At 46.3% G+C, this 21792-nt stretch carries 20 protein-coding genes; 10 read left to right on the forward strand and 10 right to left on the reverse strand.

What is annotated here, in order from left to right; genetic code table 11:
* Positions 1-29 precede the first annotated feature (29 nt).
* The 3 genes from R2X38_RS14505 (at position 30) to R2X38_RS14515 (ending at position 3495) form a co-directional block, all read left to right on the forward strand.
* The gene (locus tag R2X38_RS14505) at positions 30-1412 is read left to right on the forward strand and encodes a TldD/PmbA family protein (RefSeq protein WP_317523003.1); all 1383 of its coding nucleotides are present in this window, start codon (positions 30-32) and stop codon (positions 1410-1412) included.
* Positions 1412-2755, forward strand: a complete 1344-nt coding sequence (locus R2X38_RS14510) for a TldD/PmbA family protein (protein WP_317523004.1) — start codon at positions 1412-1414, stop codon at positions 2753-2755. Before R2X38_RS14505 ends, R2X38_RS14510 begins: the two co-directional genes overlap by 1 nt.
* A gap of 476 nt (positions 2756-3231) precedes the next feature.
* Positions 3232-3495 (forward strand): Lpp/OprI family alanine-zipper lipoprotein, encoded by a 264-nt coding sequence (locus R2X38_RS14515; protein ID WP_317523005.1) that lies wholly within the window; start codon positions 3232-3234, stop codon positions 3493-3495.
* 67 nt (positions 3496-3562) lie between these two features.
* Here R2X38_RS14515 and R2X38_RS14520 read toward each other — a convergent pair whose 3' ends face one another.
* The gene (locus R2X38_RS14520; protein ID WP_317523006.1) at positions 3563-3811 is read right to left on the reverse strand and encodes a hypothetical protein; all 249 of its coding nucleotides are present in this window, start codon (positions 3809-3811) and stop codon (positions 3563-3565) included.
* An 82-nt stretch (positions 3812-3893) separates the two neighbouring features.
* Positions 3894-4349 (reverse strand): thioesterase family protein, encoded by a 456-nt coding sequence (locus R2X38_RS14525; protein WP_317523007.1) that lies wholly within the window; start codon positions 4347-4349, stop codon positions 3894-3896.
* A gap of 366 nt (positions 4350-4715) precedes the next feature.
* Here R2X38_RS14525 and R2X38_RS14530 point away from each other — a divergent pair, with 366 nt between their 5' ends.
* Complete coding sequence (locus tag R2X38_RS14530; protein ID WP_317523008.1) at positions 4716-5792, forward strand: Preprotein translocase subunit SecY; 1077 nt, start codon at positions 4716-4718, stop codon at positions 5790-5792.
* A gap of 97 nt (positions 5793-5889) precedes the next feature.
* Here R2X38_RS14530 and R2X38_RS14535 read toward each other — a convergent pair whose 3' ends face one another.
* Positions 5890-8148, reverse strand: a complete 2259-nt coding sequence (locus R2X38_RS14535) for a peptidase U32 family protein (protein ID WP_317523010.1) — start codon at positions 8146-8148, stop codon at positions 5890-5892.
* A gap of 109 nt (positions 8149-8257) precedes the next feature.
* On the reverse strand, positions 8258-9166 hold the full coding sequence (locus R2X38_RS14540) for a LysR substrate-binding domain-containing protein (protein ID WP_317523011.1): 909 nt from the start codon (positions 9164-9166) through the stop codon (positions 8258-8260).
* 139 nt (positions 9167-9305) lie between these two features.
* Here R2X38_RS14540 and R2X38_RS14545 point away from each other — a divergent pair, with 139 nt between their 5' ends.
* Complete coding sequence (locus R2X38_RS14545) at positions 9306-10175, forward strand: DMT family transporter (protein WP_317523012.1); 870 nt, start codon at positions 9306-9308, stop codon at positions 10173-10175.
* A 63-nt stretch (positions 10176-10238) separates the two neighbouring features.
* Here R2X38_RS14545 and R2X38_RS14550 read toward each other — a convergent pair whose 3' ends face one another.
* On the reverse strand, positions 10239-10580 hold the full coding sequence (locus tag R2X38_RS14550; protein ID WP_317523014.1) for a hypothetical protein: 342 nt from the start codon (positions 10578-10580) through the stop codon (positions 10239-10241).
* Between the two features lie 584 nt (positions 10581-11164).
* Between R2X38_RS14550 and R2X38_RS14555 the strand changes: the two genes are divergently transcribed.
* Both R2X38_RS14555 and R2X38_RS14560 read left to right on the forward strand, forming a co-directional pair.
* The gene (locus R2X38_RS14555; RefSeq protein ID WP_317523016.1) at positions 11165-12640 is read left to right on the forward strand and encodes a peptide MFS transporter; all 1476 of its coding nucleotides are present in this window, start codon (positions 11165-11167) and stop codon (positions 12638-12640) included.
* A gap of 209 nt (positions 12641-12849) precedes the next feature.
* A complete protein-coding gene (locus tag R2X38_RS14560; RefSeq protein ID WP_317523019.1) occupies positions 12850-13005 on the forward strand; it encodes a hypothetical protein in 156 nt (51 codons plus the stop codon).
* A gap of 74 nt (positions 13006-13079) precedes the next feature.
* Here R2X38_RS14560 and R2X38_RS14565 read toward each other — a convergent pair whose 3' ends face one another.
* Positions 13080-13739 carry a Crp/Fnr family transcriptional regulator gene (locus tag R2X38_RS14565; RefSeq protein ID WP_317523020.1) on the reverse strand — a complete coding sequence of 220 codons (660 nt, stop codon included), beginning with the start codon at positions 13737-13739 and terminating at the stop codon, positions 13080-13082.
* A 213-nt stretch (positions 13740-13952) separates the two neighbouring features.
* Here R2X38_RS14565 and add point away from each other — a divergent pair, with 213 nt between their 5' ends.
* On the forward strand, positions 13953-14948 hold the full coding sequence (gene add / locus R2X38_RS14570; protein ID WP_317523021.1) for an adenosine deaminase: 996 nt from the start codon (positions 13953-13955) through the stop codon (positions 14946-14948).
* A gap of 83 nt (positions 14949-15031) precedes the next feature.
* Here the strand turns inward: add and R2X38_RS14575 are convergent, their stop codons facing one another.
* From R2X38_RS14575 to R2X38_RS14590, 4 genes are all read right to left on the reverse strand, one after another.
* Positions 15032-16129, reverse strand: a complete 1098-nt coding sequence (locus R2X38_RS14575) for an ABC transporter permease (RefSeq protein ID WP_317523022.1) — start codon at positions 16127-16129, stop codon at positions 15032-15034.
* The gene (locus R2X38_RS14580) at positions 16126-17052 is read right to left on the reverse strand and encodes an ABC transporter ATP-binding protein (RefSeq protein ID WP_317523023.1); all 927 of its coding nucleotides are present in this window, start codon (positions 17050-17052) and stop codon (positions 16126-16128) included. Before R2X38_RS14580 ends, R2X38_RS14575 begins: the two co-directional genes overlap by 4 nt.
* Before the next feature lie 2 nt (positions 17053-17054).
* Complete coding sequence (locus R2X38_RS14585; protein ID WP_317523024.1) at positions 17055-18020, reverse strand: HlyD family secretion protein; 966 nt, start codon at positions 18018-18020, stop codon at positions 17055-17057.
* 387 nt (positions 18021-18407) lie between these two features.
* Positions 18408-19331 carry a LysR family transcriptional regulator gene (locus R2X38_RS14590; RefSeq protein WP_317523025.1) on the reverse strand — a complete coding sequence of 308 codons (924 nt, stop codon included), beginning with the start codon at positions 19329-19331 and terminating at the stop codon, positions 18408-18410.
* Between the two features lie 140 nt (positions 19332-19471).
* Between R2X38_RS14590 and R2X38_RS14595 the strand changes: the two genes are divergently transcribed.
* Entirely contained in the window at positions 19472-20476 is a 1005-nt protein-coding gene (locus R2X38_RS14595; RefSeq protein ID WP_317523026.1) for a zinc-binding alcohol dehydrogenase family protein, read from the forward strand.
* A gap of 261 nt (positions 20477-20737) precedes the next feature.
* On the forward strand, positions 20738-21781 hold the full coding sequence (locus tag R2X38_RS14600) for a GMP reductase (RefSeq protein WP_317523027.1): 1044 nt from the start codon (positions 20738-20740) through the stop codon (positions 21779-21781).
* The last annotated feature ends 11 nt before the right edge of the window (positions 21782-21792 follow it).

A 21792-nucleotide genomic window follows, 5' to 3' on the forward strand; every position in this document is an offset into this window, starting at 1 on the left:
GTGAGATTGCTAACACGCAAGGAGCATCTATGCTAAACCCTGCAACAGCGCAAGCAGTGATCGACCATGCCCTCTTCCTTGGCGCCGATTTTGCCGAACTGTTCGTTGAACACCACCAATCCAGCTCAGTCGAGCTACTGTCCGGTAATATCGACAAAGTAAACTCCGGTATCGATTTCGGTATTGGTGTTCGCCTGTTCTTCGGCCACAAGGTGCTTTATGGTTACACCAACAGCACCGACGAAGAAGAGCTAAAGCGCGTCACCAGCTTACTTGCTGCCAAAGACAAGCGCGATCAAATCGCCAACGCGGGCGCATTAAATCTTAGCCGCTACCAGAGCAAACACGCTTGTCAGCAGCCGTTGAGCCAGAACCCTAACCTTGAAGCAAAAATAGCCTTTCTCCGCCAGTGTGACACCGCTGCGCGAGATGAAGACGAGAAAATCAATCAGTTCATTGGCCGTATCTTACAGCGTGAACAACAAGTTGAGATTTTCAACTCTACCGGCCTGCATATTGGCGATACCCGCCACTATACCCGCGTTGCAGCAACGGCTATCGCGCAAAATGGCAGTGAGCAATCAACTGGCTTTGAAGCGCCAGGCGCGCTAACCGGTTGGGAATTCAATAGCCAGCTAGATGCCAAAGAACTTGGCCACACTGTTGCCAAACAAGCGATGGTGAAACTCTTTGCCGAGAACTGCCCATCAGGTGAAATGCCGGTCATTATCGGTAATGGTTTTGGTGGTGTTATCTTCCACGAGGCTTGTGGCCACCTACTCGAAACCACATCGGTTGCGAAAAAAGCTTCTGTTTTCCACGACAAAATGGGCGAAATGATCGCCAACCCAGTGGTTAGTGCAGTCGATGACGGCACCATGACTAACGAATGGGGCTCAATCAATATCGATGACGAAGGGATGGAAACCCAGCGCACCCAGCTGATCAAAGACGGTAAGCTAACCAGCTTTATGGTAGATCATATGGGCTCGCTGAAAACCGGCTTCACCCCGACAGGCTCTGGCCGTCGTGAATCCTACAAGTTTGCCCCGACCTCACGTATGCGTAACACCTTTATCGAGCCGGGCGACAGCTCTCTAGATGAGATGATTGCCAGTGTCGAGAAAGGCATTTACGCCAAGAAGATGGGCGGTGGTTCCGTACAGCCTGGTACGGGTGAATTCAACTTTGCAGTACAAGAAGCTTACTTGGTCGAAAATGGCCAGGTCACCAAACCTCTAAAATCAGCAACGTTGATCAGTACGGGTCCAAAAGTACTCAAAGAGATCTCCATGATCGGGCGTGATTTTGCCCTAGCCGCAGGAATGTGTGGCTCTGTAAGCGGCTCGGTGCCTACCACCGTTGGCCAGCCAGCACTTAAAGTGGACAACATTCTTGTAGGGGGTAACTAATGGCCGATCAACAACAACTTCAACACGCGATTGATCAAGTCCTTGATCGTGCCAAGGCTGCAGGTGCCGAAGCAGATGTCATTGCTAGCAGTAGCAATAACTTCTCACTCAAAGCCAACGCCGGCGAGCTGGATGAATACAAGGTAACGTCAGGCCAAGTGATTGGCGTGCGTATTGTCAAAGATGAGCATATCGCCACCAGCTATTCGGAGTCACTAGAGCCTGCCAGCCTGGATATGATGGTTGAGCATGCTCTTGCCAACGCGACATACACCAAAAAAGATCCTCATCAGACCATTGCCTGTGCAAACAGCCAGCTGACTACTGAGTATCCTGAGGTTTACCAATCAGATGCTGCGTCGGTCGATGACAAGATCTCACTAGCCCTAGCCTTGGAAAAAGGTGTGGTCGAGAAGCCAAACGCGACCTCAGCGCCATACAATGGGTTCGGCGAATCTGACAGCCAGGTAATTCTTGCTAATACCTTGGGTACCCGCTGTTACCACAAGGAACGTTCGACTTATTGCTATGCCTATACCCTTTTTGAAAAAGACGGCAAGCAATCTATGCATGGTGGCATGTCCACCGGGCGCCGCTTTGATGAGCTGGACCCTGAGTACTGTATCAACCATGGCTACGACATGGCAAAAGCTCTGTTGGATGGTGAGCCAATCAACACGGGTAACTACAGCGTAGTATTCGACCTAAACTGCCTGAGCAGCCTGTTTGGCGCATTTGGTATGTGCTTCTCGGGTCAGTCAGCCATGAAGGGCATCAACCCTTGGCGTGACTCCCTACATGCTACTGTTGCCAGTCCATTGTTGACCATTTCGGATGCAGCCTATATCGAAGGTGGCTCTGCCATCAAAGCCTTTGACAGTGAAGGCTTTGCAACTTGCGATACTATCCTGATTGGTGAAGGACAGCTGCAGAGCTTGCTGCATAACAGCCATACAGCGAGTTTCTTCGGTATCGAGAATACTGCAAATGGCTCTCGCTCAGCGAAAGGCGGCCTAGGCGTGTCTGCCCGCCATACTGTTATCGCTACAGGTCAAAGCAGCGAAGCTGAACTAACTGGCGGCGAATACCTAGAGCTGATCGAGCTTCAAGGTGTTCACTCCGGTGCCGATGCTATCAGCGGTGACTTCTCATTTGGCGCGAGTGGCTTCTTGTGTCGTGATGGTAAACGTATTCAGCCTGTACGCGGTATTACAGTGGCAGGTAATTTCTACCAAATGATCAAAGAAATTGATGCGGTTGGCGATACGCTCACTCACGACCACGGTAAAAACTTCTTTGCTCCACTTATCCGCTTTAGCAAGCTGAGCATTGCAGGTAAATAAGCTGCGTGTAAATAATCTCGTTTAATGACTTGGCTACCAGTAGATATATCCTGCTGGCAGCCTTAATAACAATCTTGTAATTAGCCAGTCAACCTTTCGCCCTTAGTGAAATATTCTTCTTCTCAAACCTTCAGTCAAAGTAAAACACCAGATCATTTGCGTGATTCAAGTCACAATTTTATTTACCTTTACTTTCCTCTGACTTTAGCAACTAAAAAACAAGCAGTTGCTGATTTTCCCATAACAATTGCTTTCACAATTTCTGTTTTAATAGCGCTCATACTGAAAAGCATAAATAAAACTGTTTAAAACATAAAAACATCGTACAAAAAGGTATTAAAATTTGGCAAAAAAGCTAAAAGATGAAGTTACTGACACATTTTTTATCTATTTTATTGTTAAATAGAATGACTTTATGTAATGCTAATTCAGTGTTTGTAGCAGTAGTAAATATCAACCAATTGTGGAGAATTACAATGAAACGTTCTATGACTCTAGTCGCTGGCCTAATTCTAAGTGCTACTCTTATGGGCTGTTCAAGCAGCGAAGAAGCAGAGCAGATGAGCCAACTAACAAATAAAGTTGATGCCCTATCTGAGCAAGTTGCAGGTCTTCAGAGCCAGCAAGATCAAATGGCAGGCGCAGTTAACGACACTCGTGCTGCATCTGATGCTGCATACCAGGAAGCAATGCGTGCAAATCAGCGTATCGACAACATCGCTGATTCTTACACCAAATAATATAAAAAGTGGCGCAATCCCATTGCGCCACTTTTCTCTGAAGCCTTATACCCAAGTTACCTCACAATCAACCAATCGCTTTATCTGGATCGACCAAACCATAGGTATTGATACTCGCCTCTCCTAATTCCGGCTCTAGGTAATTCCGCACAACATCGATTGATTCAGCTTCCCACATACACTGACACAACTTATGCCGCTCAACAACCATTGTGGTGTGAAGCCGCATACCTGAAGGTGGATGGGTCAGCACTCCACTTGCTCGTTGCCAAAACAATTCGGGATCGGTGATCTCATGTTGGATAACAATAAACATTCCCTACTCCTTGTTTTAACAATACCCACAATTCAATTATAGCTGGACTACTGTGCTTGTGATGTATCAACTATAAGGATAATCAATCAGTTGTAGCAACAACGTCTCCGAGTTCCGGTTGCATGGATACAATCTTTTCAAGCAAAGATTCGCTTAAGCTGGCACGCTTTTGTGTTTTAAAATTAAACATCACCACCTTTGCCGTACCAGTAGTTGTCACAGCTCCCTGTTGCTTACTGACTATTTTGTATTCCATCACAAAACTATCTTCAGCAAGCTCGGATACCCGACTTCCGACCAATAGTTTATCAGGGTATGTCACGGGCCTGCGGTATCGACTTGAAGTTTCACTGAGAACAGGTCCCGTCTGTGTTTCCTGCATTTCTTCCATCAAACCAATATCGGCGAAATAATCTAGCCGAGCTGTTTCAAAATAGCGGAAATACACCACGTTATTAACATGGTTTAATGCATCCATCTCCCCCCATGCAACAGGGATTTCGGTAATGACGGGATAACCTTCAAGTAAGTTAGACATATGCAGTTCCTTGCAACAAAAAAGTAAAAGTACAGCTAAACGACAACCTCTTGCTGTAAACACTTAATTTAAACATGTGTTCGACTATTAACCTATACAGCGCGCAACAAGTTTGCAACAACTCTTTCTGTTTCTTGTCGGTTAGATCCTTTTCCCATATTCCCCAAAGGGATGATGGACATCTTTTCTACAGTTATGAAAGCAGCGTGTAAAAAAACAACGTAAAAACGGCAAAGGCCTTAATTTATAAGGGATAGAAGTCTATTTTACGTTATCCTAGGCCACCTTTTTTCTACCTGACGATAGACGGTACGTTTTTCGGCAGGTAACTGTCGGCGCTTGCGCCCGTTACATGTATCAACAATTATGCTTTACGATAACAACATTCCAGTCCGTTACCCCAAAGGGGCCTTTGCTATGGGGACGGTATATAGCTTTACCGGTGCCTCCATTCTTGCATCTATCATTTTCTCACTGCTGCTGTTTCTTTCCATCGACGAAGATCCTGTCATGCAGATCTTGTTTGGCGGCTTGGCTGTCATTTTCGAATTGGGTAAGTTCTTTGCTTGGTACGAGTTTGGCGAACGCCGTGCGAGACGCAACTATGGTGGTGCCGCTTCGGCCTTTGCTTTCTATACTGTCCTCGCTGCCATTTCAATTGGTGGTTCAGTAGGCGGTATCAACAGTGCCACTAACCAAGCCCAGAGTCATGTGAATGTGCAGCAAAGCAGGGTCAACAACTACGACATGCAAATTGCCGCGATTGAAAGACAAATTGAACTGAACAACTCAGCGGCTGAGAAATATATTGAGATGGAGCGTATCGCAACCGGTGTTGCCCGTATCCAGCGTGAGAACGATGAGCTTCGTGAACAACAACTTAAACTTGCCGCCGAGCGAGACAGCTTACCGGTTGTCAATCAAGGCTCGGTCATTGGCCTTATTGACAGCTTAGCAAAATCGCTAAAAGTGGAAACAGAAACCGCACAGCTAAGCTTGGTGATATTCCTCTCTGTTCTACTGGATTTCTTTGCGGCCTTCTTTGTTGGACTTATTGGTGAAGAGCTTCGTTTCAGGAACCAGTTCCGCCGTGTCGGCCCTATTACTATCAACACCTATGCGGACAATGAAATCAAGCAGCCTGAATTGCTGACTAATCAGCAACAGGAATCAACTGAAGACAACGTCGAAGCGGAAACCGAAGTAAATGAGCCTGTAGCGCCTACCGAGCCGGAAAAACCAAAGTCACTTTACGAGCAGGCCATCGAGGCGTTGAGCACCAACCAGGTAAACTGTACCAAGCGGGCCGTAACTAAGTACCTCAAGACCAGCAGTGACGAGGTTGACGACATCTTCAGCCGTTTTATGGAAGAAGGTATTGTCAGCAAGAAGCCAAACAACCACTACCAGTGGCATGGTGTTTCTGAGGCCGTCGAAGCTTAAATTGTTCACTTGCTAACGAAGACGCAAATAAAAGCCCGACTTTATGTTGATAAAGTCGGGCTTTTTTCATGCTTTTGCGAGCGAGGGAGTGATTGTCCTACAAGCCTTTTTTGTATTGCGCCATCGTCGTTGGGGCAAGCATGGCATGAAGTGCTGTCGGCGCAACATCACCATTGAGCAGCTCTCGGAAAGCATCAAGCAATTCAGGTTTTTCCAACGCCATCTGGGTATGGGTTTTAATATCACGCAGATCCACCATATAGCCATCAAATAGGCCAGAGTGATCCCGAAGTACATCCAAGTTCAGGTAATTCTCTTGGCTGTATAAGGCGTTATGGGCACCGCGCTGTTTATCCACTACATAAGAAGCATGCTTGAGGCTTAGGATAGACGCCGACTTATCACATTTACGCAGGCACTTGTCATCGAACCGCTTCTTCTTACAGCCTACAGTTTGGTGGAACAGGCACTGTCGGCTGGTCAACAAGGTGATTGGGTGGTAGATGCTGTAGTACAGCTCGAAGTTATCCGGCTTGACCAGTGGTTTGATCTGCTTTTTGTTGATCTCGTTAGAGACAAACGCCCCCACACAGTTAAACTCCTCTTTCAAGCAAGCCAGACTGTACGAGTTGTTAATGTTCATCTGTGGACCGGCAACCCAATCAACGCCCTGCTGATAAGCAGCGTAGCCCACCCCACTATTGTTAGTCACAATACGGCTTGGTTTCACCTGCTCAAGGAAACTGACAGCCGCCTCGTAGTTTTCCCCAATTAAGATAGCCGGGAACCAAGGCACCAATTGGTCATTGTCTTTAAATAGCGCAACCATCCTCGGTAAGTCACTCGCCAACGCTTCAGGCAACTGGAAGTAGACGGTTGTGTTTGGCTGATCCAGCAATAGTAAATCGCTTTGCGATGAAATCAGTGTGTAAAGGTGAGGTTGTTGGCCTACTTCATGGCCAGAAGCGGTATTTGCGCTCTGTTGAGGTTTATCCAACTCAACTGGTGCAACAAGCGGCTTGTTTCCATTGAGGACAACTGCCACCTGCTCTTTAATTACAGTTTGCTCTTTGTAAGGAATGTACAGACCGCTTGCTAATGCACTCAGGTCAATCTCATTGATCTGGTAATCTGCATTGGCAAAGCTGTTGACCCACTTGGCTACCCCTTCGCTATCGAGGGTGTATTTGCCTGACGCCACCAAGTTTGACTCTGACTGCAGCTCAACCAAACCATGAAGAGTGCGCAGTTCGACCTTCAGCGGTTGACCTTCAACCGCAATCAGTTTGACATCAAGCGGCAATTTCTCAACACACAAGTCTTTAGTGACGCGTTCTACTTCATGAATAATGTCTGTTTTGGTGTCATAGAGCTTTTTCTTTACCGCTTTAACATCATCCATGCTGGTGCAGCTGTAGACATTCGAGAAGTGGGTCGCAGCATGATCCCTTGGGTTATCAATAAACATGTTTTTATTGATATCGCCTTTCAGGAATGCATTGGAAAAATCACGGTTAAATACCGTGTAAAGCCGGCTGGTGTCCGTCAGCATCTCTCCCTTACTGCAGTAGCTATCGATTTGCTTGCGCCAGGAATCTACCACCGTATAGACATAGTGGGACTTCTTGATCCGCCCTTCGACTTTCAAGGAATACACACCCGCGTCAGCCAGAGCCGCCATATCAGAATAGGCTGAGTTATCCTTCAGGTTGAGCGGATAATCTTTGCCTGCGTCGGTTGTTTGGTACTGTTCACGACAAGGCTGGCTACAACGCCCCCGGTTACCTGAGCTACCATTTCTCACCGAGCTGATATAGCAAAGACCAGAGAAGCCGATACAGTAAGAGCCATGGACAAAGACTTCCATCAGGACGTCATGCTGATGACCAAACTGCGCCAGGTGCTTGATCTCTTGTATATTCAGCTCACGTGATAGGTTCACACGCGAAGCCGTCAATTGCTTGAGAAAAAGGATCTGCCCTTCATTGTGGGTATTAAGCTGCGTTGAAGCATGCACATCCAAAGTAGGGAAATGCGTCTTCAAAATAGAGAAAAGACCGATGTCCTGAACAATCACGCCATCAATATCGGTATTGACCAGTTTATTCAGCAATCGGATCAGCGCTGGTACTTCGCTTTCGAGGATGATGACATTGAGCGTCAGGAAGATCTTGCATTGGTGCTGATGAGCAAGTCGAACCACACCACTGAGGTTTTCGAAAGTAAGGTTTGTCGCCCGGTTACGCGCATTAAAGTTATCCAGTCCGCAATACACTGCATCAGCGCCTGCAATAATAGCGGCTTTTATTGATTCTAAATCGCCGCCCGGTGCTAACAGCTCAAATTGGTCACTCATTTCGACATTACCCTTTTGCCAATACCCAATGCAAAAGGGCGGTATTCTACGTGGTACGAACAGTAAATTCCATGAATAACACTAATAATACCATGGAGATTAATGGCGATCAGTTGTCGCCGTCATGTTCGAAACATTGCAGCTTGAGCCATTGGCCGAGTGTTTTGATTTCAAATTGCTTAGCTCTCGATTGCTTGTAGACAAAATAGAGATTGTCACCGGTCGGCAGCTCATGCATCGGTATGCGGACAAGGTTCTGTTGGTGGTCGTGATCATTGAGGAAGTAATCATTCAAAAACGCAATACCCTGATGATACTTTACCGCTTCGGCGGCAAGTACCATATGGCTAAAATGGCTGACCTTCACATCTTCGGGTAAATCGAACCCACCTCTCTGGCACCAGGTTTGCCAGTCTTTCGCCTGATTGCCATCTTTAAAGATTGAATGCACTGACAGCAAAGGGTGCTCCCATAGAGCTTCTGGCAATGGCTTTTCTTGGATCTGTTGCCACAGTTTTTGACTGCAAAACGGGTACAGCAACTCTTTATATAAAAAGTCGCTGACATAGTTTTTCTTGGGAGGATGAGCCGTAATGAAGCAATCTGCCACCTGATCACTAAACTCAGGCTCATCAGCAAACATCGCAAGTGATAAATCAATTTCAGGGTGTTGCTGGCGCAAATTTTCCAGCCTTGGCACCAACCATTTCACCGCCAGTGAACTGTACATCGCGAGTCGAATCTTCCCGCTTTCCCCTTCCCGGATCTGCTGGCTGGCCTGCGCAATATTCTGCAACGAATGGGAGATCTCCTCGTAATACTTCTCTCCCATAGGGGTCAAAGACAAGCGCCGGCCCTGCCGCACGAATAAGGTTTCACCTAAGTATTCTTCCAACAGTCGCACCTGATGGCTAATCGCACTTTGTGTCACATTCAGTGATTTTGCGGCAAGCGAAAAACTATTTAAGCGAGCAACAGATTCGAAACACTGAACAGCACGTAAAGGTGGCAGTTTCATTATTAGATTGGCTCATACTTAGTGAATATTTATCATTATATATGAAGGTTATTTATAGATTAAGCTTACCCAATCACAAATCTTCACTTCTTTTTGTACGAACACGGAATGCGTGTCAGTCAATGACAGGAGCTTAGTCATGCCTTCAATATCTGTTGGAATGGCAATGAGTTTACTCATTGTCGGCAACCTTATTGCGGTTTTTTCTGATGCCTTAATTAAAACCTTGGGCGAAGATACAGCAGTTTTTCAATTTGTCTTTTTCAGGCAATTAACAGCGGTATTGATATTATTGCCCTTTTGTTATGGCGTCAGTAAAAAGAGCTTTAGCGACGGACTGAAATGGCATGCCTTGCGAGCCCATATCTGGTTGCTTGGGGCTATCTTTATGGTATTTGCTATCAATGCTATGCCACTGGCAACGGCCAATGCCATCTTCTACGCCGCACCTTTAATGATGTTGCCGCTTGCATTGGTATTCTTCAAAGAGCAACTTACCCGTTACTCCATCGCCGCTGGAGTGCTTGGCTTTATTGGCGTATTGGTGATCATTCGGCCGACAGAAATTGACTGGGCGGCTATCGCTGCATTGGTTGTTGCCCTGACAATTGCTAGCAACAACCTATTGATCCGCAAATTGCCCAAGCACCAGACGGTGGCACAAACTTTGTTGTTGACCAACCTGGCAGGTATTCCAGCTTCATTGGGTTTGGCGCTATGGGAAGGACGCGAGTGGGATTGGGCACCACTCATCACTGCGGCTGGTTCTAGTAGCTTCATCTTAATCTATGCCGCTATCTGTGTAATTGCCTATCGCTCAGCAGAAAGTAATAAGATAGCCAGCGCCGAATACAGCGGCCTACTCGGCGCTGTAGGGGTTGGCTTAGTCTGGTTTGGAGAAACCCCTGATATTGCCATGATCCTTGGCACCGCCATGATTGTACTACCGCTTATCTGGCTGGCTCGAATCGAGAAGAAAAAGAAGGCCGCAGCGAATACTGAACTTTAGAAAACATCATCAAATGTAGAAAAGGGCCTTCGGGCCCTTTTTAACGTTAATCTCTGGTCGATGTTAGGTCGTCGCCTTGTCTGTTCTTTCCTTCACCTTTTCAAGGATGGCAGAAATCGGAACAATAGGGCCCATCATATTTACCCTCATTGCATCAGTGCCCGATGCATAATGCAGCTCAGACGAATCATAAGAGGAATAGTTATACTTGTAGTTAAACTTTCCCGTTGCGATATGTAACAAATCGAATTCTTTTCGATGGCAAGAGATATAAGCACGCCAGTACATCGCATCCACAATTTCTGACGGCCGATCTGCACGAATGATAAATCGCCAGCTCCCATCCTCGCCGTAGAAATCCAAAGGAAAAGTATTTTTTGTTTTTCTTTTGCTAAACAAAGTCAATTAATCCACTTAACCAGCCTATCAAGTGAATTATGCAAGGATTGGAGAATAATGGAAGAGATTACCGATCAAAACCGTCAATTTTGACATAACTGTACAATTTTCGACGCATTTAATTTAACCAGATTCATCATTTAGCCCAATCTACGAGCGCTCATTTAATGCATCGATAAACGCCTTATTTAGAGCAATGGTTAAAAGTCCACCGCTCTAAGCTCTCACAAAAGGGCCACTCCTTTACATTGTCTTCAAGCCGTATTTCAGAAGCAATATCAACATACAAATGAAAGTCATTACTATTGATATTAATAAACAGATCTGACCAGATCTTAAAACTTGCTCTGCAAGCTATTGAAAAACATATTAAATCCATTTATATCAGCAATTTCCATTAACTGACAAAAACCTCTACATAAAAATTATTAACCTTATTGATAAATATATCTAATGTTCACTTGGTCACTAAAAGCACATTATTCAGCGTACACAAGGGGAAGAAGTGATAACATCCCCACCAATTTACATTTGGTTACATTTAGCCAGGTGTGCCTCAAACACTTAATCCAAAAACATAGAGATGTATTATGTGGAATAGACTCAATAAGTCGATGATGGTTTGCCAAATGATGTTTGGCCTATCTTTCTACGGTGTGATGGTTATCCTCACCCGCTTTTTCCTAGAAAACCTTAACTACAGTGAAGCCGACACCATGATGGTCGTGGGTGCTTTCTCATCAATAGGCCCGTTGTTTGCCATTGCAGGCGGTTTTATTGCTGATAAATTTCTCGGGGCTTACCGTTCACTCACTATTAGCTATTTCGGTTTTGCCATTGGCTATGCCCTGCTTGTGATGGGTGCATCGACACTAAATGTGCCAATGAGTTTGATTGGTATTGCGCTTGCCAGTTATTCCCGTGGTCTAATGTCACCTTCTTACCCAAGCCTTTACAAGCGTACCTTCCAATCTGAAGAACACTTTGAGAATGCTTACCCGGTTAACTACTCGGTCAACAACGTTGGTGCACTACTGGGACAGTACTTCTTCCCGATGCTCGTATTGATCCTTGGCTTCCATGGTAGTTTTGCCCTTTCCGCGGCTATGGCGACGCTAGCATTTATTATCCTGTTCGTTTCGCGTAAGCCTCTTCTTTCTGTTGCTACTGACATGGATAACAAGCCTGCTGGTGCGAAAAACTGGTTGGCCTTTATTGCCATTTCGGCTTCGATGATCGGCCTTGTTTTCTTCATGTTCTCCAACATGGATATCGGCAAGAACATCGTATACGCGATTGGTGCAGCGGCTATCAGCTACTTTATATGGTTGATGATGAAAGCTAACCGCTCTGACTCTTTGAAAATGGGAACTATCTTGATCATCACCGCATTGACCACGGCGTTTTTCGTCTACTACGGTCAGATGATGACTTCAATGACCATGGTGACTATCAACACTATGCGTGGTGATCTGTTTGGTATCATCCCAATCGCACCGGAAGCCTCAATGGCGATGAACCCACTATGGTGTATTGTCGGTGGTCCTTTGGTATCGTGGGGGTTCTCTTCACTGGAGAAGCGCAATATCAATTTCTCTACCGCAACAAAAGTAAGCTTCTCCTTCGTATTGACCGCTATTGCCTTTGGTATTCTCACCATGGCGATCTACAACATCGGCGAAAATGTCATTATCCGCCCTGAAGTGTTCTTGGCTATCCACTTCTTCCAGGCACTGGCAGAAGTGATCGTTGGTAGCTTGGTGGTTGCCTTCATCCTATCGGTAGCACCTAAGCACATTGAGAACTTCTCAGTCAGCCTGTTCTCCGTGGCTATTGCCCTAAGTGGTATTGTCGGTGCGGTATTCTCAACATCGATTGCTCTGGAAAAAGGTCAGGAAATCACCCAGGAAATCGTAAAAACCGTTTACGGTGACTACTTCAGCCTATTGACGATGCTTGCAGTCGTGATGGTTGCAGTTGCCCTGCTTGCCTCGCGCATGATCCGTGTAATGCTGATAAAAGCAGACGCCGAACAAGAGCAAGATGCCACCTTGGCTGAAGCCTAATAGCTAACATGATCTAATGGATAAAGGCACCATAATTGATTAAGGCTCCGTGAGGGGCCTTTTTTATCCTTTTCATGCCACCAGCCACTCTCAAATACATATCTCCTTACACTCTTTGTCCCCAAACAAGCCCCCCGAACCAATCTGAACAAGTGTGTACATCGTAAACATGGGTAGTTATAACGTGAACAAGTTATGCGGAGGCAGATATGGACTTAGCAGACAAACTCAGATCAAGAGGTAAAGCTGTCGAAGATGATTACTTTGCCCGTGAAGAAAGAGCACTGATTGAAGCTATCCGAGAAAAACGTCAGAACGGAGAGCTTGATAACTGGCACCGAGATGATGAATCCCTAAGCGAATAGCAAACATCGTATACATTTCGATTCAGCTTAGCTAAATGCTGTACCCAAATGCCACATCATAGTGGCCTTTGAAATTATTGCTGACACTGATTCAGATATTCAACCAATCCATCGAGGTCTACAGGGACAATCGTAGAGTTACTCTCCCCTTTCTTCACAAGACCTTCTTTAATCAGTTCATGAATGATCCGGGTATAGGCTCTATCAGTACAACCAAAGCGCTGCGCTTCCTGATACATATAATCATGTTTTAAAGAACGAACGTCAGTCGTACACCTGTCTACGATATCTTTAACAATGTTGAACTTCAGCGGATACAAGGAGCGTTCAATGGCAATGTTCATTGACGATTGATACATATTGGCCATGCGGTGATTCATCCAAAAAGAAATTGACGCGTCTTCAAGCAGGATCTCGGCGAAACGCTCTTTGGGGATCACAACAAGCTCTGTCGTCGCGGTTGCCACCACATCGAATGAACAACGATTACCCGAGAAAAACTCGATCTCTCCAAAGAAGTTATCTTCGAGGTAGTAGTCACCTAGGCTAAGCGTCTTACCATTAAGAGCTGTATGCAACAACATAAATTGGGCGGCAGCAGACCAATAGACTTCGGTGATTTCGTGTCCTTGCCTGACGATATAGTCGCCCTTATGCCGGGTAATGCGCCGAAAGTTCTCATTGGCAATTAACTGGCGAAACCTTTCTGGCCCTTTGCTCAAAATTTCAGACATATTCATTTTATGTAAACTGTGTCCAACCTATCAAAATATAAAATTATTTTTGCCACACCCGGACAATTGTCGTGCTAGTGTCCCCAAGCGATTCTATAAGCTACAGTTCATAAGCTTAGGAAGCAAAATGCTAACTATCTATACTCACAATAATCAACCGCAATTTGGGAAACACTGCGTTTTCCCGGATTATACATTGTTGGGACAACACGAATGAATTACTTCGATCTTCCGAAAATTGATCTTCATTGCCACCTAGATGGCAGTGTCAGACCACAGACTGTTATCGATCTGGCCAAACAGCAAAACATCACGCTACCTAGCTATGATGTTGATGAAATCAACGCTTTGATGGTTGCCCCAGAAACTTGCCCTAACCTGCCAGAATACCTCAGCCGCTTTGACCTGCCGGTATCTGTGATGCAGACAGCTGAAAGCTTGGAGCGTATTTCTTTTGAGCTGTTTGAAGACGCCGCCAAAGAAAATGTAAAGTACTTGGAAGTTCGCTTTGCGCCACAACTTCACATTCAAAACGGCCTGACGTATGAAGAAATCATTGCCAGCGCAGTTAAGGGCATGAAAAAAGCAGAAGCACTCTATGACATCAGAGGTAACTACATCCTTTCGATGGTGAAGTTCCTGCCTTCTGATACCATCCCACAGGTTATTGATGCAGGTGTTGGCCTACTGAACCAAGGTGTTGTTGCCTTTGATCTTGCTGGTAGTGAGCTTGATGGTTTCAGCCATGACTATGCCACTTTCGCACAGGATGCAAAAGACAAAGGCTACAGAGTCACTATTCATGCTGGCGAACAAGGCTGCGGCCAAAATGTCTATGAAGCTATTTCTATCCTAGGTGCTGAGCGCATTGGTCATGGTGTAGCGATTAAAGATCATGAACAAGCTTACAACCTAGTGAAAGATGAAGACGTCGCGCTTGAAACTTGCCCAAGCAGCAATGTTCAAACGAAAGCAATCCCAGAACTATCGCAGCATCCAATCAAAGCGTTTTACAAAGATGGCGTGCCAGTGACGATCAACACTGACAACCGAACAGTTTCAAACACTACAATGACTGATGAAGTTCGCAAGGTGGTAGAGCAGTTCGGTCTAAGTGAAGAAGATTACTATCAAATCTACCAGATGAGTGTTAAGCACTCTTTCGCTTCAGACGACGTCAAGCAAGCATTGATGCAGTTCGCTAAGTAAGCGAAATCAAAAGTAATTAAAAGGCCACTTCATCGGTGAAGTGGCCTTTTTCATGTTCGCCGTATACCGAACAGCTAATACAATCAATCCAACGATTTTTTGAACCGCTTGGAAGCCACCAGCAGGCCGAACACTGTAAAACCTGCTAGCCATAGCGTATCTTTCCATAACCCAAGCAAATCAGCCCCACGCAGTACAACCCCTCTGATCAAGCGCATAAAGTGTGTCGCTGGCAGTACTTCTGATATCCACTGCGCTGCGACAGGCATGGCTTCGTAGGGAAACATAAAACCGGAGAGCAAAATCGATGGCAGCAAAATGAACACTGTCATTTGCATCGCTTGGAGCTGGGTAGAGGCGATCGTCGAGATCACCAGGCCCAAGGTCAAACTGGCAGAGATAAACAACAAGGTACCAAACAAGATCTGGCTGATCGCTCCATTGATCGGCACATCAAAAATAAAATGCCCCAGCCCGAGGATGATAAAAACCTGAATCAAGCCGACAAAGATATAGGGGACTATCTTGGCGACCATCAATTCAAACGAGTGAATTGGTGTGGTGATCAACAGTTCGAGATTTCCGCGCTCACGCTCCCTCACTATCGCGGCGCTGGTAAACAAGATCATCGTCATAGTTAAAATCACCCCCAAAAGACCGGGAATAATATTCACCGCCGAGCGCTGGGTGGGGTTGAAATACAACGCTACCTCAAAGGTTTTTTCTATTGGCGGGCGAATTTCGATGTCCAAATCCGTCAGCGGCATGGTTTGTAAGCCAAGGATTGCTGCACTGATCATAGTATCCGAACCATCGACGATCCATTGGCCTAGCTCTCGACCCTGCATCGCTCTTTGGGTTAAATCACTTGGCAGAATCAGCGCAGCCCTCACCTCACCTTGTTGAATCGCGAGTTCGGCTTCTTGCGGTGATGAATACTGCCTCTTTATCTCAATAACCTGAGTCACCTTAACTGATTCGACAATCATGCGCCCTGCGACACTATTGCTCTGGTCCACGATTGCGACAGGGATATTGCGAACGTCAGTGTTTATAGCAAAGCCAAACAGCAGCAACTGGATCAACGGGATCATCACCACCATGCCAAAGGTAATACGGTCGCGTGATAACTGGCGGATCTCTTTCACCATCACCGCTTTCATACGTTTGAGCGCATTCATTGCCTGCCCTCCCCAGTCACTGTCACGAAGACATCTTCAAGGCTGGGCCGGGCAATGTTCATCTCGCTGTTGGTCAATTGAGGGAAAGTCCCCTTCAACCAGGCGATAGGATCATCGATATGTTGCCGTATTAGCACCCGTAAACGAATGCCGAGTTGCGCCGCCGAGCGGACTTCATATTTTTTCAATAGTTGTTCTTTTAGCGCGCGCAAGTGCTCTGCCTTGATCTCGACAACTTTTACACCCATCTCTTCCATTAGGGTTTCTGGCTCGCCATCAGCCCGGATCATCCCGGCATCCATGATCGCTAGCCGGTGGCAACGCTCTGCTTCATCCATATAGTGGGTTGTCACCAAAATCGTGGTGCCCTGATCGCAAAGATCAAAAAGCTGCTCCCAAAACTCTCGACGGTTTTCAGGATCCACCGCCGATGTCGGCTCATCGAGAAACAGTAATTCCGGTTTATGCATAGTTGCAGCCGCCAACGACAAGCGCTGCTTTTGACCGCCACTCATCCCGGAAACCCGCTGCTTTCGCCGCTGATCTAAGCCATAGGTAGCTAACTGCTCGTCTACTCTTTGCGCTAATTCCTTTTTCCCCATCCCGAAAATCTGACCAATAAACTCCAAGTTTTCTTCCACGCTAAGGTCATCGTAAAGGGAGAACTTCTGGGTCATGTAGCCTATTTTGAGCCTCAGCTTTTCTGACTCCTGCGGGATAGTTAAACCCAGTACGGAAACCTCACCTTCCGTTGGGCTCAACAAACCCGTAAGTACACGGATGGTGGTCGATTTGCCGCAGCCGTTAGGCCCTAAAAACCCGTAGATACTACCTTTAGGCACATTGAGGTTAATGTTGTCGATAGCAGTGAAATCACCAAACGCTTTCTTTACATTTTGGGCTTGGATCGCGTATTCCGTCATGATCATTCCCCAGCCAATTCCACTTGGGCAGGTAATCCTGAAGGTAGCTGTTCAGCACTACCTGGTAAGTCAACTTCGGCGAGATACATCAAACGCGAGCGTTCATCTTCTGTCAGTGCATAATAAGGAGTAAATGCAGATTCAGACGATACCCACCGGACAGTTCCTTCAAAAGGTTGCTTTACTCCATCGACATATACAGGGACTTTTCGCCCTGGGACGAAATCGACCCGATGGCTGGCGGGTACATAGACCCTTGCATAAGGAACACGATTTGCCTGAACAACAGCTACTACACCATTAACAGGCACCCGCTCACCAAGGTTATATGGCAGGTTATCCAAGATGCCATCTCGGGTAGCGACAATCGTCAACTCATCAAGCCTTTGTTGCTCCAAAGCCACATCGGCTGTGGCGGCGGACAATTCAGCTTTAGCTTGATCAATGTCTTCAGGTCTTGAGCCTGCAGTAAGCTTACTGAACTCCTCGTTGGCTGAGTCCAACTCAGCTTTGGCTGAATCCCTTGCTGCGAGCGCACTGTCTTGCTCTGATTGACTGATCAGTCTTCTATTGACCAATTCGGCCTTACGACGATAGTTCTTATCGGCCTCTGTTAGCTGTGCCTGCGCTCTAGCGACTTTGGCCTGTGCCGCGGCAATATCTTCCGGCCTTTCCCCGTTTGTGAGCCTGAGCAAATAGGCTTCTGCTTTAGATTGCTCAGCGACGGCATGCGCCAGTACCGCTTGCTGATTCTTACTATCAAGCCTTACCAGCACATCCCCTTGCTGTACCGTACTGCCCTCTTTGATGGGAAGCTCCCGAATGATTTCATTGGCTGTCGCACTAAAAGTCACCCTGTCACGTTCAAGAGTGCCTAAAGCTTGGCTGGGTGAGTCTTTCAAACATCCTGCTAGCAACAAGGGGACAAGTAGGAGGAAAATGATACGTACGTAAAAGCTTCCTTTCATTGCTTTTTCTCTTAAGATTGGTTCATTGAATCAATGACGTGATCACCACTAATTACAATAGCACTTTGGTAGAGCCAATAACTCCGTGCGACCTCATAACTTCAACGATTTAATTGTTAATCAAGAAGTAAAATATTACTTACCACTACGGAATGAAATACTCATTTAATCACTTTCTTCTCATTGAAGAATTAATTGAGGGCAATACAATCGAAGTATAAACTTCAATATAATCATAACCTTAAATTCAATCCTGTATTCAGAGCGACATCAGCATATATTGTGTGTCACCGGCATGAGTATTACGAGATATTAGGGGCAATTGAAGGAACAGGGAGCCACTGTCTAGCAAAAAGACCACCTATGCGGTCTTTTTTATGAAAACGTCTATCTGAGTTCAGAAAGCGACGTAGCAGCAAGATAATTTTCTGCTTTATCTGCTAAAAACTCTTTCAACGCCTGAACCTGAGGGTTAATGACCCTTCTACTCGCACAAACCAGATACAAAGGAGCAGACTCTGGCTCCCTGCCAATATTAATCTCCTGCAATCGCCCTGCAAGCATGTCTTCTTTGGCATCCAATAAAGACTTGTAAGCAACCCCCTTCCCTGCAAGGGCCCAGCGCCTTACCGCCTCACCGTCATTAGCATAGCGATTCCCCTTCACAACCACTGTCACCTCCTGGCTATCGTGGAAGAAACGCCAACGGTTATACAGGCTATCGCCCAAAGCAAAGCATAAGCAATTGTGCGTCACCAAATCTTCGGGTGTCACTGGCGAACCGTGTTCCGCCAAATAGTCAGGCGATGCGCACAAGACGCGAGTATTTCCCCCTGCAATCGGCAAAGCGACCAACGAAGAGTCACTTGGCTCGCCATAGCGAAGTGCAACATCGACAGGCTGGGTATACATATCTGCCAAGCCATCACTCAACTGCACTCTAACTTCCAACTTTGGATGCAGCGCCATGAACTCATCGATCCATCCCAGTAATATATTTCGACCGCAATCTGATGGCATGGAGAGTTTAATCACCCCCTGAAACTCCGCCTGACCTTCTGAAATCGTACTACACGCCTCGGCCATCAAGCCAACGGCCTGCTCGCAGTAATTCAGAAATTGCTCCCCTTGCTGGGTAAGCCTGATATTTCGGGTTGAGCGAATAAACAGTAAGGTGCCGACCTCTGCTTCTAGCCTTTTGAGGGCAGCACTGGCCGCCGCGGGGGTAATATCCATGTTTCTGGCTGCAGCAGAAAGACTGTGCTGTTTTGCCGTTTCTATAAAAATCTTGAGATCGTTGAGTGCTTTCACCGAGAGCCTTTATCTTCAAAAATTATTTGAAAGTAATTTAAACCAATATTGGTTTTTCAAAATTTCATTGTCAAATAAACTGCAACCATAAATTTGATAAAGCACCTACCCTTTTGTAAGGGAAGCTAAAGGAGAACACCATGAAAGCGGTCGGCTATCAGCAATCACTACCTATTACTGAACCTCAATCCCTGGTTGATATTACCCTGCCAGTGCCAGTTGCGACTGGCACTGACATCTTGGTTGAAGTTAAAGCCATCTCGGTGAACCCGGTAGATACTAAAATCCGCATGCGTGCAGCGCCTGAGCATGGGGAATACAAAGTTCTCGGTTGGGATGCTGCAGGTATCGTCAAAGCCGTTGGCCCCGACGTGACTTTGTTCAAGCCTGGCGACAAAGTTTGGTATGCCGGTGATCTGACCCGTTCTGGCTCAAACGCCGAATTCCAGCTCGTTGATGAGAAGATTGTCGGCCATATGCCTGAAAGCCTTGGCTTTGATGAAGCTGCAGCCTTACCACTAACGACCATCACTGCATGGGAATTACTGTTTGACCGATTACAGGTCGAAAAAGAGAATAATAAGAAGCTACTGATCATCGGCGCAGCAGGTGGTGTGGGCTCCATTATGGTTCAGTTGGCGAAGAAACTGACTAACCTAACTGTTATCGGTACCGCCTCCCGCCCAGAAACCCAATCATGGCTTGAGGATCTAGGGGCTGATCATGTGATCAACCACCGCGAATCGCTGAGCAAGCAACTGACTGATAAAGGTCTTGGTGAAGTGGATTACGTTGTAGGACTTACTAATTCGGATGATCACCTAAGCGAGATTGTTGCATCCATCAAACCACAGGGGAAGTTTGGCCTAATTGATGATCCGGCATCATTTGACATTCTTCAGCTCAAGCGTAAAAGCATTTCATTGCATTGGGAATTTATGTATACCCGCTCATTATTTGGCACAGAAGACATGATTGAACAGCATCACCTGCTCAACAATGTTGCAAAAATGGTCGATAACGGGGACATAAAATCAACAGTTGCCCATCAAGGTGGTAAGATTTGCGCAGATAATTTGAAAAAAGCGCATGAGTTGTTGGAGTCACAAAAGGCGCTGGGCAAAATCGTACTTGAGGGTTTCTGATTTATAATCAGTAGCTTGATAATAAATTAAAGTGAATTTTCGAAGGTAGCAGGCAAGAATCGAGGTGCTATCTTCGTAAAGGTAACACAAAAAAATTTATATTATTAGACTTGTTAAAAAACTTTCTCAGCCTATAATGCTGAAAACCGGAGCGTCTGCCAACGCTCCGGTTTTTTTGTGCCTGCAACATGGTGAACCTGATTGCTATCTGCCAATAGCACCAAGCCATGATGCAAAATTCGATAAGATAAGGAATGACCAATGCGTATCGAACAAGACTTGAAACTGGGTTTTAAAGATGTACTGTTTCGTCCAAAACGTTCAACCCTAAAAAGCCGTTCTCAAGTTGAATTAACCCGCGATTTTACATTCAAGCATAGCGGTCGTCAATGGTCTGGTGTACCTATTATTGCTGCCAATATGGATTCTGTAGGTAGCTTCGAAATGACGGCTGCCCTTGCCAAGCACGGCGTAATGACGGCAGTCCACAAACACTACACTGTTGCTGACTGGGCTGAGTTCGTTAAAAACAACGACGCAAGCGTGCTGAACAACGCAATGGTTTCTACTGGTACCTCTGAAGCAGACTTCCAGAAAACCAAAGACATCATGGAACTGTCTGACGACCTTATCTTCATCTGTATCGATATTGCCAACGGCTACTCTGAGCACTTGGTAGAATACGTACAGAAGGTTCGTGCTGAATTCCCTAATAAGGTTATCAGCGCTGGTAACGTTGTTACAGGCGACATGGTTGAAGAGCTTATCCTCGCAGGTGCTGACATCGTTAAAGTCGGTATCGGCCCTGGCTCTGTATGTACTACCCGTGTTAAGACCGGTGTGGGCTACCCTCAGCTTTCTGCCATCATCGAGTGTGCTGACGCAGCTCACGGCCTAGGCGGTCGTATCATCGGTGACGGCGGTTGTGCTTGTGCTGGTGATGTTGCCAAAGCTTTTGGTGGCGGTGCTGACTTCGTAATGCTAGGGGGTATGCTGGCTGGACACGAAGAGAGCAACGGTGAAATCGTCGAGCAAGACGGTAAGACTTTCATGAAGTTCTACGGCATGTCTTCTCAGAGTGCGATGGACAAGCACTCTGGCGGTGTGGCTAAGTACCGTGCTGCTGAAGGTAAAACCGTTCTTCTGCCATTCCGTGGTCCGGTTGAGAACACTATCCAGGACATCATGGGTGGCGTGCGATCAACCTGCACCTACGTCGGTGCCGCGAAGCTGAAAGAGCTGACTAAGCGCACGACGTTCATCCGCGTACAAGAGCAAGAAAATAACGTATTCGGTAAAGAGTAAAGAGTCCGTAT

This window comes from Photobacterium rosenbergii (genome assembly GCF_033022775.1).
Classification (GTDB): Bacteria; Pseudomonadota; Gammaproteobacteria; order Enterobacterales; family Vibrionaceae; genus Photobacterium; species Photobacterium rosenbergii_A.

Excerpts from the sequence above, each read along its gene's own strand:
- R2X38_RS14505 (WP_317523003.1), top strand. The coding sequence starts at position 30 with ATGCTAAACCCTGCAACAGCGCAAGCAGTGATCGACCATGCCCTCTTC.
- R2X38_RS14510 (WP_317523004.1), top strand. The coding sequence starts at position 1,412 with ATGGCCGATCAACAACAACTTCAACACGCGATTGATCAAGTCCTTGAT.
- R2X38_RS14515 (WP_317523005.1), top strand. The coding sequence starts at position 3,232 with ATGAAACGTTCTATGACTCTAGTCGCTGGCCTAATTCTAAGTGCTACT.
- R2X38_RS14520 (WP_317523006.1), bottom strand. The coding sequence starts at position 3,811 with ATGTTTATTGTTATCCAACATGAGATCACCGATCCCGAATTGTTTTGG.
- R2X38_RS14525 (WP_317523007.1), bottom strand. The coding sequence starts at position 4,349 with ATGTCTAACTTACTTGAAGGTTATCCCGTCATTACCGAAATCCCTGTT.
- R2X38_RS14530 (WP_317523008.1), top strand. The coding sequence starts at position 4,716 with ATGCTTTACGATAACAACATTCCAGTCCGTTACCCCAAAGGGGCCTTT.
- R2X38_RS14535 (WP_317523010.1), bottom strand. The coding sequence starts at position 8,148 with ATGAGTGACCAATTTGAGCTGTTAGCACCGGGCGGCGATTTAGAATCA.
- R2X38_RS14540 (WP_317523011.1), bottom strand. The coding sequence starts at position 9,166 with ATGAAACTGCCACCTTTACGTGCTGTTCAGTGTTTCGAATCTGTTGCT.
- R2X38_RS14545 (WP_317523012.1), top strand. The coding sequence starts at position 9,306 with ATGCCTTCAATATCTGTTGGAATGGCAATGAGTTTACTCATTGTCGGC.
- R2X38_RS14555 (WP_317523016.1), top strand. The coding sequence starts at position 11,165 with ATGTGGAATAGACTCAATAAGTCGATGATGGTTTGCCAAATGATGTTT.
- R2X38_RS14560 (WP_317523019.1), top strand. The coding sequence starts at position 12,850 with ATGGACTTAGCAGACAAACTCAGATCAAGAGGTAAAGCTGTCGAAGAT.
- R2X38_RS14565 (WP_317523020.1), bottom strand. The coding sequence starts at position 13,739 with ATGTCTGAAATTTTGAGCAAAGGGCCAGAAAGGTTTCGCCAGTTAATT.
- add (WP_317523021.1), top strand. The coding sequence starts at position 13,953 with ATGAATTACTTCGATCTTCCGAAAATTGATCTTCATTGCCACCTAGAT.
- R2X38_RS14575 (WP_317523022.1), bottom strand. The coding sequence starts at position 16,129 with ATGAATGCGCTCAAACGTATGAAAGCGGTGATGGTGAAAGAGATCCGC.
- R2X38_RS14580 (WP_317523023.1), bottom strand. The coding sequence starts at position 17,052 with ATGACGGAATACGCGATCCAAGCCCAAAATGTAAAGAAAGCGTTTGGT.
- R2X38_RS14585 (WP_317523024.1), bottom strand. The coding sequence starts at position 18,020 with ATGAAAGGAAGCTTTTACGTACGTATCATTTTCCTCCTACTTGTCCCC.
- R2X38_RS14595 (WP_317523026.1), top strand. The coding sequence starts at position 19,472 with ATGAAAGCGGTCGGCTATCAGCAATCACTACCTATTACTGAACCTCAA.
- R2X38_RS14600 (WP_317523027.1), top strand. The coding sequence starts at position 20,738 with ATGCGTATCGAACAAGACTTGAAACTGGGTTTTAAAGATGTACTGTTT.